This is a genomic window from Celeribacter sp. (assembly GCF_048270365.1).
Classification (GTDB): domain Bacteria; phylum Pseudomonadota; class Alphaproteobacteria; order Rhodobacterales; family Rhodobacteraceae; genus Celeribacter.
Genome location: NZ_JBLWTA010000020.1, coordinates 36017 through 49770, shown reverse-complemented (window position 1 = coordinate 49770; position 13754 = coordinate 36017). Strand labels below are relative to the sequence as shown.

General features: G+C 58.4%; 18 protein-coding genes and 1 tRNA gene. 13 read left to right on the top strand and 6 right to left on the bottom strand.

Annotation, left to right across the window (positions count from 1 at the left end):
- Positions 1-304 precede the first annotated feature (304 nt).
- Positions 305-1330 (bottom strand): hypothetical protein, encoded by a 1026-nt coding sequence (locus ACN0X0_RS19110; RefSeq protein WP_417280476.1) that lies wholly within the window; start codon positions 1328-1330, stop codon positions 305-307.
- Positions 1331-1396: 66 nt separating this feature from the next.
- Here ACN0X0_RS19110 and ACN0X0_RS19105 point away from each other — a divergent pair, with 66 nt between their 5' ends.
- Genes ACN0X0_RS19105 through ACN0X0_RS19095 form a run of 3 tightly spaced genes read left to right on the top strand, consistent with a single transcriptional unit; the run spans position 1397 to position 2694 of the window.
- On the top strand, positions 1397-1600 hold the full coding sequence (locus tag ACN0X0_RS19105) for a hypothetical protein (protein ID WP_417280475.1): 204 nt from the start codon (positions 1397-1399) through the stop codon (positions 1598-1600).
- The gene (locus tag ACN0X0_RS19100; RefSeq protein WP_417280474.1) at positions 1597-2151 is read left to right on the top strand and encodes a hypothetical protein; all 555 of its coding nucleotides are present in this window, start codon (positions 1597-1599) and stop codon (positions 2149-2151) included. Before ACN0X0_RS19105 ends, ACN0X0_RS19100 begins: the two co-directional genes overlap by 4 nt.
- 9 nt (positions 2152-2160) lie before the next feature.
- The gene (locus tag ACN0X0_RS19095) at positions 2161-2694 is read left to right on the top strand and encodes a tyrosine-type recombinase/integrase (protein ID WP_417280479.1); all 534 of its coding nucleotides are present in this window, start codon (positions 2161-2163) and stop codon (positions 2692-2694) included.
- Positions 2695-2701: 7 nt separating this feature from the next.
- On the opposite strand, the gene ACN0X0_RS19090 is transcribed toward ACN0X0_RS19095, so the two are convergent.
- Positions 2702-2786 (bottom strand) — tRNA-Leu (locus tag ACN0X0_RS19090).
- Between the two features lie 159 nt (positions 2787-2945).
- On the opposite strand from ACN0X0_RS19090, the gene ACN0X0_RS19085 reads away from it, so the two are divergent.
- A complete protein-coding gene (locus ACN0X0_RS19085) occupies positions 2946-3266 on the top strand; it encodes a hypothetical protein (protein ID WP_417280473.1) in 321 nt (106 codons plus the stop codon).
- Between the two features lie 91 nt (positions 3267-3357).
- Here ACN0X0_RS19085 and ACN0X0_RS19080 read toward each other — a convergent pair whose 3' ends face one another.
- A complete protein-coding gene (locus ACN0X0_RS19080; RefSeq protein WP_417280472.1) occupies positions 3358-4995 on the bottom strand; it encodes an NAD(P)H-hydrate dehydratase in 1638 nt (545 codons plus the stop codon).
- A 261-nt stretch (positions 4996-5256) separates the two neighbouring features.
- Between ACN0X0_RS19080 and ACN0X0_RS19075 the strand changes: the two genes are divergently transcribed.
- Positions 5257-5595, top strand: coding sequence for a P-II family nitrogen regulator (locus tag ACN0X0_RS19075; RefSeq protein ID WP_226550408.1), 339 nt, complete (start codon positions 5257-5259; stop codon positions 5593-5595).
- A gap of 87 nt (positions 5596-5682) precedes the next feature.
- The gene (glnA, locus tag ACN0X0_RS19070) at positions 5683-7089 is read left to right on the top strand and encodes a type I glutamate--ammonia ligase (RefSeq protein WP_417264222.1); all 1407 of its coding nucleotides are present in this window, start codon (positions 5683-5685) and stop codon (positions 7087-7089) included.
- 60 nt (positions 7090-7149) lie between these two features.
- On the opposite strand, the gene ACN0X0_RS19065 is transcribed toward glnA, so the two are convergent.
- The gene (locus ACN0X0_RS19065; RefSeq protein WP_417280471.1) at positions 7150-8019 is read right to left on the bottom strand and encodes a formate/nitrite transporter family protein; all 870 of its coding nucleotides are present in this window, start codon (positions 8017-8019) and stop codon (positions 7150-7152) included.
- A 107-nt stretch (positions 8020-8126) separates the two neighbouring features.
- Here ACN0X0_RS19065 and ACN0X0_RS19060 point away from each other — a divergent pair, with 107 nt between their 5' ends.
- The 5 genes from ACN0X0_RS19060 (at position 8127) to ACN0X0_RS19040 (ending at position 10931) form a co-directional block, all read left to right on the top strand.
- Positions 8127-8558, top strand: a complete 432-nt coding sequence (locus ACN0X0_RS19060) for a DUF1284 domain-containing protein (RefSeq protein ID WP_417280470.1) — start codon at positions 8127-8129, stop codon at positions 8556-8558.
- Positions 8559-8615: 57 nt separating this feature from the next.
- Entirely contained in the window at positions 8616-9200 is a 585-nt protein-coding gene (locus ACN0X0_RS19055) for a hypothetical protein (RefSeq protein WP_417280469.1), read from the top strand.
- Between the two features lie 102 nt (positions 9201-9302).
- The gene (locus ACN0X0_RS19050) at positions 9303-10106 is read left to right on the top strand and encodes a hypothetical protein (RefSeq protein WP_417280468.1); all 804 of its coding nucleotides are present in this window, start codon (positions 9303-9305) and stop codon (positions 10104-10106) included.
- Between the two features lie 85 nt (positions 10107-10191).
- Positions 10192-10752 carry a hypothetical protein gene (locus ACN0X0_RS19045; protein ID WP_417280467.1) on the top strand — a complete coding sequence of 187 codons (561 nt, stop codon included), beginning with the start codon at positions 10192-10194 and terminating at the stop codon, positions 10750-10752.
- Positions 10749-10931, top strand: a complete 183-nt coding sequence (locus tag ACN0X0_RS19040) for a hypothetical protein (protein ID WP_417280466.1) — start codon at positions 10749-10751, stop codon at positions 10929-10931. The genes ACN0X0_RS19045 and ACN0X0_RS19040 overlap by 4 nt, the downstream gene beginning before the upstream one ends.
- Before the next feature lie 110 nt (positions 10932-11041).
- On the opposite strand, the gene ACN0X0_RS19035 is transcribed toward ACN0X0_RS19040, so the two are convergent.
- Both ACN0X0_RS19035 and ACN0X0_RS19030 read right to left on the bottom strand, forming a co-directional pair.
- Complete coding sequence (locus ACN0X0_RS19035) at positions 11042-11458, bottom strand: DUF6314 family protein (protein ID WP_417280465.1); 417 nt, start codon at positions 11456-11458, stop codon at positions 11042-11044.
- 31 nt (positions 11459-11489) lie between these two features.
- Positions 11490-11993, bottom strand: coding sequence for a GAF domain-containing protein (locus ACN0X0_RS19030; protein WP_417264214.1), 504 nt, complete (start codon positions 11991-11993; stop codon positions 11490-11492).
- Between the two features lie 173 nt (positions 11994-12166).
- On the opposite strand from ACN0X0_RS19030, the gene purB reads away from it, so the two are divergent.
- Positions 12167-13471: an adenylosuccinate lyase gene (gene purB, locus ACN0X0_RS19025; protein WP_417280478.1), complete on the top strand. Its 1305-nt coding sequence runs from the start codon at positions 12167-12169 to the stop codon at positions 13469-13471.
- An 81-nt stretch (positions 13472-13552) separates the two neighbouring features.
- Positions 13553-13711 carry a hypothetical protein gene (locus tag ACN0X0_RS19020; protein WP_226550394.1) on the top strand — a complete coding sequence of 53 codons (159 nt, stop codon included), beginning with the start codon at positions 13553-13555 and terminating at the stop codon, positions 13709-13711.
- Positions 13712-13754: the final 43 nt, after the last annotated feature.

The following is a 13754-nucleotide window of genomic DNA, read 5'->3' as shown; positions in this document are numbered from 1 at the left end:
CAGTCGACGTGGTAGCTAAAAACCCCGTTGATTCGCTCCTCGCCCTCGAACCGCATCAGGACCAAAACGTCCTCGCCAAGTGCGGTGGTCAGGCGACCCATGCGGGAGGTTTGCGAAAAGAAAGACATGTGGAAATACCGGAATGAAATAAATGAATTAGGGTGATCCTAATTTCTCGAAGACTAAACTCAAGGGGAAAATGGGGCCCTCTACGTCATGAGCAGGGGCGAAATGCATGTGCCGATCTTAAACAAGTCACAAACGGGACATTCGTGCGGCGTGCAGCGAAAGTCCGAAATCCGCCCTATCTCCCCAAAGCCGCCATCGCCTGCTCTCGCACTTCTTTCGGATCGCCGCGTTCCATCGTCGCCATGACGAAAACTGCCTTGCCCTCTGACGCTTTGGCCCACTGCTGGCCGATCAGTTCCTTCTCGCGGCTGTCGCGGCTTTCTTCCGGAGACAACTGCTTGCCCTTGTATTCGACCACCAAGAGACGGCCATCCTCCATGACGGCCACGAAATCCGGGTAGAACTTGTCGGTTGAGGTCGGCAGCGAGAACGAGTTTGGATGCCTGCTGACGTTGCGGGTCCAGTATTTCAGGCCCGGCAAGGCATCGAGCGCCAGGGCGCATTTGACCTCTTCGCCGCCATCCTTGCTGTCGAAGGTCGGCACCTCGTCCGGCCCCATGAAATGGTGCTTGAACTTGTACATGCCGCGATACTTCTGCACGTCGAAATACATCTCGTCGAAGAAACGGATGCCGTCATCGAAGGAAACTTCGATGCGCGCTTCGGGGCCGAACAGGTTCATCTGGTAAACCTTGTCGCGCTCCATCTGGCGGAACCCCCTGATCTTCTCGTTCAACTTGCGCGCCAGGATGAACTTGCAGCGCATCAGCTGCGATAGGGGGATATCGCGTTCGCGGTTTAGATAGGTGACGACATCACTCAGCCAGGCCAGAAGCTCCGCCTGGCCGATCCATTGATCGCGCACCTTCCCGTCAAGCCAGCGCACGAGCGAATTCGGCGTCCAGTCGTCAACGTCGATATCCAGCGAAAGCTGCTCGGAACTGTCCGCCGCCGAGATCGACAGGCGATTGCCATCAAGGTCGATCTCGAAGGTGTCGGTCGTCTCGACGATATCGAACTCGGTCTTGGTCAGCCGAGCCGGATGATCGGTCAGTGACCAGTCGTGATATTCCATCAGGATATCGGTGTCGCCAAAGACCAGCTCACCCTGCACATGCGCCATCAGGCGCGGCACGGTGAATTCTTCACCAAGATGGGCGGGAGCCAGATCGTCGGCGTGCTGCGCCCTGAACGCCCGCATGGTTGAGCCGCAGCAACGAAAGCCTGTCCTCGACAAGTCCGCTGCCAAAACCGAGTGAGGTCAGCTATGGTCAAACTCGACAGGCTCGCCGTAGAGGCTAAAGGCGCGGCGCGGATGTTGTCGATGACCGTTAGGGAATTCCTGTTTCTCGTCGAACAAGGCGCACTTCCACCGCCGATCCAGCTAGGAAAGCCCCCCCTCTGGGTGGTGGCCGAGATCGAGGCGGTCCTGACGGGCAGCATGATCGAGCCGGAGGCGTTTGTGGTATGAAGCGCCCCAATCTTCCTTATCTCGAATTCAAGACCGTCAAGGGCAGAACCTACATCTACTTTCGTAAAGGCAGGTTTGGGGAGCGGTTGCCTGACGACCCTGACACCGAGGAATTTGCCCTGAAATACTGGGCTATTCGTAACGGGAAGAGCAAGCGGATCGTCAAAACTACGTGGGAAGCGCTGATCGTCAGTTACTATTCCAGTGCCGAGTTTAAGGAATTGGGCGATGACACAAAGAAGAACTATCGCCGTCATTGCGAAGATATCCGTGAGAAAAATGGTTCAAAGGATGTGCGGCACTTCAAGCGAGCCGATGCGCTGCGTGTGCGAGATGAGCTTAAAGACACTTGGTCAAAGGCTAACGAGCGGATCGCTGTGCTGTCGATCCTCCTGCAGCGGGCAATGGATCTTGACTGGGTTGACCGCAATCCAGTGGCAAACATCCGCAAGCTCAAGGGGGGCTCTTATAAAGCGTGGCCTGCAGCCACGTTGGAAGCCTATGAGCAGCACTGTGAAGATCATGGTCTGTCGGTCGCTCGGACAATCTAAGAGCTTGCGATCGGCACGGGCCAGCGGCTCGGGGATTGCGTGGCGATGAAGTGGGATGATTTTGACGGTGAATATATGTCGGTCGTTCAGCAAAAGACGGGTGCTAAGATCGACGTTTACTGCCCGGCGCGGTTGCAGGCCTATCTTGCTGGGCTTCCCCGGCGCGGAAAGCACATCCTTGCCAAGACCGAGACCGAGCCGCTTGGCAAGCGGCAGGTGCAGAAGGCGGTGGAGGACGTGCGCGAAGCGATTGGCGTCAAGGAGGGGGATGACAGGCTGGTGCCCCACGGATGGCGCTACACGGCGGCCAAGGAGATGGCCGATGCCGGTGTCGATATCCGCGATATTCAGGCGGTCACTGGACACAAAACCCTTGAGATGGCTCAGAAATATGCCTCGGGAGCGGACCAGAAAAAGGCGTCGAAACGGGCGCAACAGAAGCGGGAACAAAACAGCGACAAACCGGGAAAGTGCGAAACAAATTGCGAAACTTTGCCCGGATCGCAGGATCAGACAGAGGAGAAGTCAAAAAATGTTCAATGATTTCAAATGGTGCGGGTGGAGGGACTTGAACCCCCACGCCTTGCGGCGCCAGAACCTAAATCTGGTGCGTCTACCAATTTCGCCACACCCGCGTGGCGCGTCTGATAGCAAAAGGCATTCGGGAGGGGAAGAGACAATTCTACGCCAACTCATAGAGAGCCATCGTCTCTGCCCAAGAAAATCCTGTTCGGTAACACAAAATTAACATATTCTATGGAGCATATGAGGCAGAGACATATAGAGGCCCTGACATGACCTATAAAGGCAGCGGGCACGAGCATGAGCACAACGACGGGAGAAATCCGTCGGAATCGCTCTGCGTGCGTGACATTTTACCCCATCATGACAAGGGCTTGCCCCTTGGCACCAAGGTGATGACCGCCGACGGCACCCTTCCTGTCGAATTTCTCGAGCCCGGCGACCGAGTGATCACGCGGGCAGGCATGCGGACGCTTTTGGGCATCGACACCCCTGCCCCGAAACGATTCAAACTGAGTTTTGAGCGCGAGGAAGTGATCTATGCCGACGGGCTCATGGTGATGAGCGAAACGGGCATGCCCTTCGCCGCCTGATTTTTACGCGTTCCGGAACGAGAAAAGCCACCCCTTTTGAGGTGGCTTTTGTTTTGAGTATTTGGTGCAGCAAAGGAAACCCGATGCGCTTTTATATTTTGAGCGCACGTAAGACCTTTGGCAGTTCGTCCGGCAGGTCTTCCGCAATCAATCCGGGACCAAAGCTGCGGGCGGCCTCGACATGCAACCAGGCGGCGCTTTCACACGCCTGATGCGGGGTGAAGCCACGCGCCATGAGGCCAGTGATCAGCCCCGCGAGCACATCACCGGAACCTGCGGTGGCGAGCCAAGGCGCGGCGCGCTCATAGACGGCGGCATTGATCGAACAGCGCCCGTTTGGAGATGCGATGACCGTGCCCGGGCCTTTGAAAAGCACTGTGCAGCCGGCGCGTTTGGCGGCCTCAACCGTGGCGTCGACCTTGCTATAGGCCGGGCCCTTGATGGGCAGTTCGGCGAGCTTGGCGGCAAGGTCGGGAAAGAGGCGCTTGAACTCGCCCGCGTGGGGCGTGAGGACGCAATTTTCATGCAGATTGGCAAAGCCGGTTTCGCTTTCCGACAGCGCCGTGAGTGCGTCGGCGTCGAGCACGGTGGCGCGTTTGGCGGCCAGTGCATGGGGCAGGAATTCGACAGCGCGTTCGACACCGAAACCGGGACCGATGCAGAGCGCATTGAGGCGTTTGTCGGTCAGCACACGGGACAGGATTTCCGGCGTGTCGATCTCGGTGAGCATGAGGGCGGTGATCTGGGCCGCGACTTCGGTGACGGCCTCATGTGGGGTGCCGAGGGTGACGAGGCCTGCGCCGACACGCAGAGCCGCCCGGGCGGCGAGACGGGCGGCGCCGGTTTTGCCGGAAAGGCCGCTGAGGATCAGGGCGTGGCCATGGGTGTATTTGTGTGAGCCCTGAGTTTTTTCGAGAGCAAACCCGCTAAAACCACACGAATAGGTACTTTCTAACAGTCCATTTTTAATGAACAGGTCATCAAGGTCCTCCTCATCCCAACGAGGAAGCCCAATTTCTTTGACGATCAACTTCCCAGATGAGGACGCCCCCTGATCCAAAAAGTGACCCATTTTCGGATATTGGAATGAAACTGTGAGATCGGCTGCCAGAACCTGTGGAATGCGACTGCCGGGATCTTTTGCGCAATACGTTCGACCGCTATCACTGCAAAGCCCGGTGGGAATATCGATTGAAACCCAGCGTGTCCTGCCGCCCATACAATCTGACCTCAGATCAAATAGCGGCGACAAACCGTGTGCAGGCCGTCCCAATCCCGTTCCAAACAGGGCATCCACGACAAGTTCAGGAGGGGCTTTACATTCCCCAAAACCATGTCCCTTCACAGAAACCCAAAGAGTTTCAAACCTTTCGGCCACGACAGTAGGAAAACCGAGATCGGAGACCTCCCCCATCTCCCCCCATCGCTCATAATTCACCTTCGCATCGGGCGGCAGCTTGTCGGGATCGCCGTAGAGAAACACCTCCACCGCCCAGCCGCGCTGTTTCAGCAACCGCGCGATGACGAAGCCGTCACCGCCATTGTTGCCGGGGCCACAGAGGACGACGGCTTTGTAGGAGGAGAGCGCCAATTCCGGCCATTCCGCCATGACGGCCTCCACCACACCCGCACCGGCGCGCTCCATCAAGTCGAGGCCGGTGACCTCTCCACTGTCGATGGCGGCTTGCTCGATGGCACGCATTTGCGCCGCGGTGAGAATCTCGGTCATGGCCGGCCTCCCTGTCCCGTCGCTACAACAGTGCCCAAAGTCGCAAAATCAATGGCGCGCATTTGTGCACCGGTCAGCAATTCTGCCATAAAAAACCTCATAAGTTTTCAAATTGCCCTTTTTGAATCCACTTCGCACAAATAATATGCACAAGGTCGCGAATCCTGTGGGCGTTTTCGCTGGCGTCAGGTTAGTCGATTGTGGCCGGATAAGAGAAATGGTCTCACAGTCACCAAATGAAATTTAGGGAGTCGAAGGTCCATGAAAAAGATCGAAGCGATCATCAAGCCCTTCAAGCTCGATGAAGTGAAAGAAGCGCTGCAAGACATCGGCGTACAGGGTCTTTCCGTGGTCGAGGTGAAGGGGTTCGGGCGTCAAAAGGGGCACACGGAACTTTACCGCGGCGCTGAATATGTTGTGGACTTCCTTCCGAAAGTGAAAATCGAGGTCGTTCTGTCGGACGATCAGGTGGACGGCGCGATCGAGGCGATCGTGGCTGCGGCCAAGACGGACAAGATCGGCGACGGCAAAATCTTTGTCTCGCCCGTCGAACAGGCCATCCGCATCAGAACAGGCGAGTCTGGCGAAGACGCGCTTTAAGGGAGGCGCATGGCGCGGAGCCGTGGGGCAATCCGGGGTCGCGCCTTTCGCCAAAACGCAATACTCAACCAAAGGACAAGGTCAAAAATGAGCATCCAAGACGTTCTCAAGACCATGAAGGACGAAGACGTCCAATATGTAGACGTGCGCTTCACTGATCCGCGCGGCAAGCTTCAGCACGTGACGCTGCGCCACACGGAAGTGGACGAAGACTTCTTTGAAGAAGGCTTCATGTTCGACGGTTCCTCCATCGCTGGCTGGAAATCCATCGAAGAATCCGACATGAAACTGATCCCGGATCCAGACTCGGTTTACATCGATCCGTTCTACGCCGAAAAAACGCTCTGCGTGCACTGCACCGTGGTTGAGCCGGACACCGGCGAATCCTACGACCGCGACCCGCGCGGCTGTGCTCAGCGCGCGGAAGCCTACCTGATCTCCTCGGGTATCGGCGACAAGTCCTACTTCGGCCCGGAAGCTGAATTCTTCCTCTTCGACGACGTGCGTTTCTCTGTCGCCCCGAACAAAGTGGGCTACGAGATCGACGCCGATGGCGCCGCTTGGAACACCGACGCTGAGTTCGAAATGGGCAACCTCGGCCACCGTCCGGGTTACAAAGGCGGCTACTTCCCGGTGAACCCGTCCGACGATGGTCAGGACATTCGCGGCGAGATGCTCACCACCATGGCCAACATGGGCATGAAAGTGGACAAGCACCACCACGAAGTTGCCACCTCCCAGCACGAGCTTGGCATGATCTTCGGGTCGCTGACCGAGCAAGCTGACAACCTGCAGAAATACAAATACGTGATCCACAACGTGGCTCTCGCGTATGGCCGTTCCGCAACCTTCATGCCGAAGCCGATCAAAGGCGACAACGGCTCCGGTATGCACGTGAACATGTCCATCTGGAAAGACGGCAAGCCGCTCTTTGCTGGCGACAAATATGCTGACCTCTCCGACGAGGCTCTGTGGTTCATCGGCGGCATCCTGAAGCACGCCAAAGCGCTGAACGCCTTCACCAACCCGTCCACCAACTCCTACAAGCGTCTGATCCCGGGCTTTGAAGCTCCGGTTCTGCGTGCGTATTCCGCTCGCAACCGTTCCGGTTGTGTGCGTATTCCGTGGTCGGAATCCCCGAAGGCGAAACGTGTGGAAGCCCGCTTCCCCGATCCGGCTGCAAACCCGTATCTCTGCTTTGCAGCGCTTCTGATGGCTGGCCTCGACGGCATCAAGAACAAGATCGATCCGGGCCCTGCCTCCGACAAAGACCTCTACGATCTGCCGCCGGAAGAACTGGCCGAGATCCCGACGGTTTGCGGCTCGCTCCGTGAAGCGCTCGAAGAGCTCGAAAAAGACATGGACTTCCTCACCGCAGGCGACGTGTTCACCAAGAGCCAGATCGAAGGTTACATCGACCTCAAATGGGAAGAAGTGTACTCCTACGAGCACACCCCGCACCCGGTCGAGTACGAAATGTACTACTCCTGCTAAGCGGGACGAAACGTACAGATTTGGAAAGGGCTCCCTCTCGGGGGCCCTTTTCTTTATGGCTCAACGTCTTCTGCGCAATTTCTGAACGACGAACGCCGGGTCCACTTCGCAACGTTCCGCCCGGATTTGGGCCCAGATCAGCCCGGTGAAAATCACCGTCCCGCCGAGGATATTGCCAACCAGTGCAGGCAGGATGAAACCAAAGAGGCCCTGCCCCACCGTAAGATGATCGGTCAGCATCAGCAAAACCGCCTCACAAGTCCCGGCGATCACATGAGAGAACCCCGCCAGGGAGATCAGCCAGGTGATCAGGATGATCAGAAACAGCTTGGACGACCCGGCGTTGGGCATCATCCAGACCAGACAGGCGATGAGCCACCCGGCCCCAACGCCCAGAAACAGCGTCTGCCAGACACCGCCCTCGACCGCATGTTCAGAAATCGTCACCAGCGCGTCAAACACCTCCGGCTCCGTGAAACGGATGTGATAGACCGCCGCGGCAAAGAGTGCCGATCCGGCGAGGTTGAACACCAAAACGATGCCCCAAAGCTGCATGATCCGCACAAACACATGATGCGCCGGACGGGTCAGAAACGGCACGACGGCGGTGATGGTGTTCTCGGTGAAAAGCTGCATTTTCCCCATGATCACAATGACAAAGCCGATGGCATAGCCTAGGTTTTCCACCAGAGGACGCCACTGCGCATCCGGCAGATGTGCATGAAACAAAGCCTTCCCCAGCACGGAGAACCCAAGCGCCAGCCCCGCGATCATCGCGGACATCGCCAGCGACGAATTGGGCCGTTGCAATTCCTCGGCGCCTTCGCGGCGGATCACCTCAAAGACCAGAGGCGCGGCCATGCTCGACGCCTCTTCGAGCACCTCTTCCTGATGCGCTTCGGATTGATGTGTTGATGTTTTCTGCGACATGTTCCGCCCCGTCCTTCGAGAGTTCACTCCCATCCGGCTCAACGCCGCAGCGGTCGCCCCTGTTCCCATCTGTTTTCATCTGCGCGGCGCTGCGGTAAGCCTTCGCCATGACCATTTCACTGCGCCCGCATCACCTTTTGTGCCTCCTGACCTATGTCGGCAAAGGCTATTCCCCCGCCTTCGTCGCGGGCTATGACCGGATCGTCGCGCGTTTGAATGCGGGCGAAGAGATCGAGATGACGGCAGGCCCGGATGACATCTGCGCGCCGATTGCCTGCGATCTCAAGGAACATTGCCACGGCACCTCGGTGATCTCGCGGGACACCCGCGCCGCGCAAGATGTGGGCCGCCTGCTCAGCACGGACATCGCCCCCGGAGCACGTCTGACCCTGACGCCAGAGATCACCGCCACTTTGCGCACCGCCTTTGCCACAGGCGACATCCGAAGCGCCTGTCCGGGCTGCGATTGGGAAAGCCTGTGCACGACTGTGGCCAGGGGCGGCTATCCCGATGTGCGGTTCAGGCTCTCGGTCGCTTGATCCCAAAGATCGTCGGACCTATTCTGCTTCCAAACCAATAGACTAATGGAATTTCCAATGACCTGCTTCCGCCTTCCCCTCGCCGCCTCTGCCCTTTTCGCGCTCACTGCCTGTGGCGGCGATGTCACCCCGGATTACGAGAGCTACAAAACCGCCAACCCCTATGGCTCCAGCACACGACAGGCCACGCCGGCCCCGGCTCCCGTCGCCGCAAGTGCCACGCCCTATGTCTCTGCTACGCCCTATGTCTCTGCCACGCCCGTCGCGGCCCCGGCACCGGTCGCATCATCGGGAGCAGCATCGCGCACACCGGCCATGACAGGCAGCAGGGTCGCGTTCAAAATGACCTACGAAACCAACCGCATGGGTGGCACCGCCCGCGTCAATGGCGAGACGGTCGAAGTGCGCCGCGCGGGCAAATCCACCTCGGGCAATGTCACCTATGTGGTCATGTTCATGGGCAAATCCGGTCGCCCGACGGCGATCGCGCCCGTCCAACAGCCCGGAATCGCCGCAGATGTCGTGCGCGGCATGAGCCTATGTCAGGTGACAGAACCGGCCATGGCCTCAAGCGGCGATGTCTTGTCCTTTGTCGGCGGCGTGCCGGAGGCGCGCTATATCGTCAAGGCGGTTTGCCCTTAAGGCAATCCCCTGCCTCCTCCCTCGACATTTTCCCCCTGACAGAACGGGCGGGCCGACGCACTCTTGCCCTATAAAACCCAATCACGTCAGGGGGAGCCTCATATGAGCCGTGTAAAGAGTGTTGGTTTGGCCGGGTCGGCCGGTCTGTTGGTTGTGTTGGCGCAGGCTGGCGTCGCGGAAAATGCCCGCATTGTCAGTTGCGAAGCCGGCCATGGCTGTACCTTGGAAGAGGCCACAATCTCGATCGAAGACGCCGCCATCGTCTATGGCATCGATCCGACCACTGTGGCGCAGGACAGCCATGTGATCTTGCGTGCCCCCGACGGGATGGGCGGAACGATCATTGCCGCCGATCCGCAGCAATTGCACGAAGACAACGGCGGCGTGCTTGAGATCCCCCATGTCATCCCGGTGATGCAGGACGGCGCAGAACAGGCCGACATCGAGGTCTTTGAAGGGGACGCGGGCGCGGATGGCGAGATTGTCCCCGAAGACGGGCTTTGGACCGTCACCTTTCGCGAGATGAGCCAGAAAAATTGCAGCGCGATGATGATGAACATGCTGCAAGGCATGGCAGAGCAACCGCCGCAAAGCCATGAGATCGCGTGGCACGGCTCGAACCACCCTGACGCGCTCAATTTCCTCAATCCGCAGGGGCAGAGCCTGAGTTGGACCCAGACCGGCCCGAACAGCTATGAGGGCGAAGTTCTGGCCAATGCGGGCGAGAATATGGATATTTCCGCCGATGTCGGCTTTGAGGTCAAAACACCGACCCTGATCAAAACCTCCTCTGTCCTGAACCTCGCGATGATGTTGCAGGGCGACCCGGAGACGCTGGCCGTGTTTCAGAACATGGGTATGGCCGACTGCGAATTGACCATGATCTTTGATATGACAAAGGGCTAAGCGCGCCTTTTCCCAGTTCTTGCCCAAATCCTGCCATGGCGCCTCACTAAGGTGAGTCTCAAGAGATCAAAAAGACGAGGCCCCCATGTTTGGCCCCATATTTGGCCCCATATTTGGCCCCATATTTGGCCTGTCGCGAGAGCTGCACCCGCTCGACAGCCGCCATCCGGACAACCGCAAAATCGACCGCGCCCTCAAAGCGCGGCGCGAGGGCTTTCGCACGGCGGAAAAAGGCCATGCGACACGGCATTTTTTCTTGCCGCCCAAGGCCGACACCGCCCGCAGCCGTCTGGCAGAGTTGCGCGCCAAACCGCATCTCACACAGAGCCAAGAACGCGAGGTCACAAGCCTCGAGGCCCGGCTCTACGCGCTGGACCGGGATCAGGTCGAAAAAGACACGCTCAAAAGCGTGCCCCTGCCCCTGCGTTTGATGTTTGGTGCCCCGATCCGCGCCTATGCGATGCTGCGCGGGCAATGGTCGGTGCGCGGGCGCAAACAGCGGGACCGCTGGACGATCTGGCATGTGCTGGCGATCGGCGCGGTTCTCATTCCGATGATCATCAGGGAGGGTGGCATTGTCCCGGCGATAGAGGCGTTGCTCGACGGGCTAAGGATCGGCAGCACCTCGCTGATCACCAAACCATGAAGGATCACCCGAGCCCCAGCCGCTTTGCCCGTTTCATCGATGGCGTCTACAGCATGGGTTTCTGGTTTCGCTTCAGCGGGTTCTTCATCTTTCTCGGCCTGCTTGTGGTTCAGGACGACCTGCGCCACGCCGTCTTCGGTCTGCTGCGGGATGGCATCGTCAACCTGATGGGGCCTTAAAGCGTTTTTCGTTTAATCTGAATCAGATTGAGCGAAAAACACTGCCACACTGAGTTGATAGTGCTGCGTTTCTCAAAAATTGAGTGCCTCAATTTTTTTTGAGAAACGCTTTAACGCCAATAGCGGGTCTGAAACCGGTAATCCTTGCGCGGGCCGGTGACGCGCCAATTCGCTATCCAATTGGGCCAATCGGCAAATTCATAGCGCACCTGATAGCTATCGGGATCGCAGGCGTGATCGGCCTCGGGCGCGGAAACATTCGGGTCGAAGCTATGAAAAAACCGCCCGTCGTCGAAGAACACCGTAATCTCTTGTGCCACCGCGCGCCAAAGGTAACGCCGCTCCGCCTGCAACGGCTTGTCTCGACCAGGCAGGTGCAAAAATCCGCGCTCTTCCTGCCGAAACCCGCCCTCTCCGTCGGGTACAAAGTCGCAGGTGCCCGTCAGCTCTGACCGCGCATCGGCACGAAAATCCTCGATCTCGCGCGCCATGGACCAGCGCCCGGCAAAGTCTTGCAATCGGATCATCATGCCCCTCTCGACGCCCCTCTCCGGGTCCTTATTCGGAACCGTTTGTCTCAGGATCATCGCGCTCAGGCCAGCCCTTTTTCGCCTGCCGAGCCAACCGCCCCTCAGCGATCACCTCATAGGCACGCGCCGCCCAACGCGCCGCATCAATGTCGGAAGCCGACCAATGTCTGCGATGTTGATGCACCGCCGAGATGCCGCCAATCACCTCACCGCCCAACCGACAGGGCACCCCGAGATAGGCCATGATCCCCATGGTCTGCACCGCCCCGCTGTCTTGCACCAAAGGATGCGTCAGCGTGTCGTCGATCACGATCTCCTGCCCCATCTCGACCACCAGATGCCCGATGGTATTGTCCGGCATGAGAATCCGCTCCAGCGGCTGGTTCACCGGCGTGCTGGTGTTGGCCAGCACTTCGAGAAGCGTCTTGCCGCCGTCCTGTCGCGCACGATAGAAAACGACCCCCGAGGGCCTGATCATGTCATGAAGCTGAAACGCCAAAGTCGTCAGCTTCGGATCCCCATACTCAAACAATAGCCTTCCCACCGCAAAATGCTGTCGTCAAACCGGCTTTACCATGCGGCGCCATTGCGCCAAAGCCTTTTGACACTGGCTTTTGAACCGCACCGCATGCGTCAGACTTGCACGCCGCGCCCCATCCCCGTAAGAGAGCCGCGACGCGTTTGTATAACCTGAAAGGCCTGCCGATGATCCCCCGTTATGCCCGCAAAGAGATGGTCGACATCTGGGAACCCGCCACCAAGTTCAAAATCTGGTATGAGATCGAGGCCCACGCCTGTGACGCTCAGGCCAAACTCGGCGTGATCCCGCAGGAAAACGCGGATGCGGTGTGGAAAGCCAAGGACGTAGAGTTCGACGTCGCCCGCATCGACGAGATCGAAGCCGTCACCAAACATGACGTCATCGCCTTTCTAACCCACTTGGCCGAGCACGTTGGTTCCGAAGAGGCCCGTTTCGTCCATCAGGGCATGACCTCCTCCGACGTTCTCGACACCTGCCTCAACGTCCAGCTGGTGCGCGCCTCCGACATCCTTTTGGAAGGTGTCGACAAAGTGTTGGCCGCGCTGAAAAAACGCGCGCTTGAGCATAAGATGACCGTCCGCGTTGGCCGCTCCCACGGAATCCACGCGGAACCCACCACCATGGGTCTCACCTTTGCGCGTTTCTACGCCGAGATGGACCGCAACAAGAACCGTCTCGAAAAAGCCAAATGGGAGATCGCCACCGGCGCGATTTCCGGCGCGGTCGGCACCTTTGCCAACATCGACCCGGCCGTTGAAGAGCATGTTTGCGAACAGATGGGCCTGCGCGCAGAGCCGATCTCGACCCAGGTCATCCCGCGCGACCGTCACGCCATGTTCTTTGCCACGCTGGGTGTGATTGCCTCCTCGATCGAGAACATCGCGATTGAAATCCGTCACATGCAGCGCACCGAAGTGCTTGAAGGCGCTGAGTTTTTCTCCATGGGCCAAAAAGGCTCCTCGGCGATGCCGCACAAGAAGAACCCGGTTCTGACCGAAAACCTCACCGGTCTCGCGCGTCTCGTGCGCATGACCGTGGTGCCCGCGATGGAGAACGTGGCGCTGTGGCACGAGCGCGATATTTCGCACTCTTCCGTCGAGCGCGGCATCGGCCCGGACGCCACTGTGACGCTTGATTTTGCGCTCAACCGTCTCGCCGGTGTGGTCGACAAAATGATCATCTACCCGGAAAACATGTTGGCCAACATGAACAAATTCCCGGGCCTCGTGATGTCCCAGCGCGTGCTGCTGGCACTGACCCAAGCCGGTGTGTCCCGCGAAGACGCTTATTCCATGGTGCAGCGCAACGCCTTGAAAGTCTGGGAAGATCGCGTCGATTTCCGCGAACAGCTCTTGGCCGACGAAGATGTGGTCAAAGCCTTGGGCGTCGACGGCATCAACGCGAAATTCGACATGGAGTATCACACCAAACATGTCGACACGATCTTTAAGCGGGTGTTTGGCGAGTAACGCCTTTCGCAAACCTCTGCGAAAATCACCGATTCTGTGATATGATCTCCCGAAAGCGCATTTCGTTTTCGGGAGATTTTCATGTTGAAACGCACACTTCTCGTCACTGTCCTGCTCGCCCCCTCCGCCCTCTTCGCACAGGACTACACCTGCCCCCATGAACAAAAACTCGCCTCCTGCGCGGACGGCTACACATGGGACAAGGAAACCGGCACCTGCGTCGAACAGGTTGTTGGATAAACGCATTTTTCGGTAAATTTCGCGCCGCTGGTCACTTTGCGTT

Excerpts from the sequence above, each read along its gene's own strand:
- ACN0X0_RS19110 (WP_417280476.1), bottom strand. The coding sequence starts at position 1,330 with ATGCGGGCGTTCAGGGCGCAGCACGCCGACGATCTGGCTCCCGCCCAT.
- ACN0X0_RS19105 (WP_417280475.1), top strand. The coding sequence starts at position 1,397 with ATGGTCAAACTCGACAGGCTCGCCGTAGAGGCTAAAGGCGCGGCGCGG.
- ACN0X0_RS19100 (WP_417280474.1), top strand. The coding sequence starts at position 1,597 with ATGAAGCGCCCCAATCTTCCTTATCTCGAATTCAAGACCGTCAAGGGC.
- ACN0X0_RS19085 (WP_417280473.1), top strand. The coding sequence starts at position 2,946 with ATGACCTATAAAGGCAGCGGGCACGAGCATGAGCACAACGACGGGAGA.
- ACN0X0_RS19080 (WP_417280472.1), bottom strand. The coding sequence starts at position 4,995 with ATGACCGAGATTCTCACCGCGGCGCAAATGCGTGCCATCGAGCAAGCC.
- ACN0X0_RS19075 (WP_226550408.1), top strand. The coding sequence starts at position 5,257 with ATGAAAAAGATCGAAGCGATCATCAAGCCCTTCAAGCTCGATGAAGTG.
- glnA (WP_417264222.1), top strand. The coding sequence starts at position 5,683 with ATGAGCATCCAAGACGTTCTCAAGACCATGAAGGACGAAGACGTCCAA.
- ACN0X0_RS19065 (WP_417280471.1), bottom strand. The coding sequence starts at position 8,019 with ATGTCGCAGAAAACATCAACACATCAATCCGAAGCGCATCAGGAAGAG.
- ACN0X0_RS19060 (WP_417280470.1), top strand. The coding sequence starts at position 8,127 with ATGACCATTTCACTGCGCCCGCATCACCTTTTGTGCCTCCTGACCTAT.
- ACN0X0_RS19055 (WP_417280469.1), top strand. The coding sequence starts at position 8,616 with ATGACCTGCTTCCGCCTTCCCCTCGCCGCCTCTGCCCTTTTCGCGCTC.
- ACN0X0_RS19050 (WP_417280468.1), top strand. The coding sequence starts at position 9,303 with ATGAGCCGTGTAAAGAGTGTTGGTTTGGCCGGGTCGGCCGGTCTGTTG.
- ACN0X0_RS19045 (WP_417280467.1), top strand. The coding sequence starts at position 10,192 with ATGTTTGGCCCCATATTTGGCCCCATATTTGGCCCCATATTTGGCCTG.
- ACN0X0_RS19040 (WP_417280466.1), top strand. The coding sequence starts at position 10,749 with ATGAAGGATCACCCGAGCCCCAGCCGCTTTGCCCGTTTCATCGATGGC.
- ACN0X0_RS19035 (WP_417280465.1), bottom strand. The coding sequence starts at position 11,458 with ATGATCCGATTGCAAGACTTTGCCGGGCGCTGGTCCATGGCGCGCGAG.
- purB (WP_417280478.1), top strand. The coding sequence starts at position 12,167 with ATGATCCCCCGTTATGCCCGCAAAGAGATGGTCGACATCTGGGAACCC.
- ACN0X0_RS19020 (WP_226550394.1), top strand. The coding sequence starts at position 13,553 with ATGTTGAAACGCACACTTCTCGTCACTGTCCTGCTCGCCCCCTCCGCC.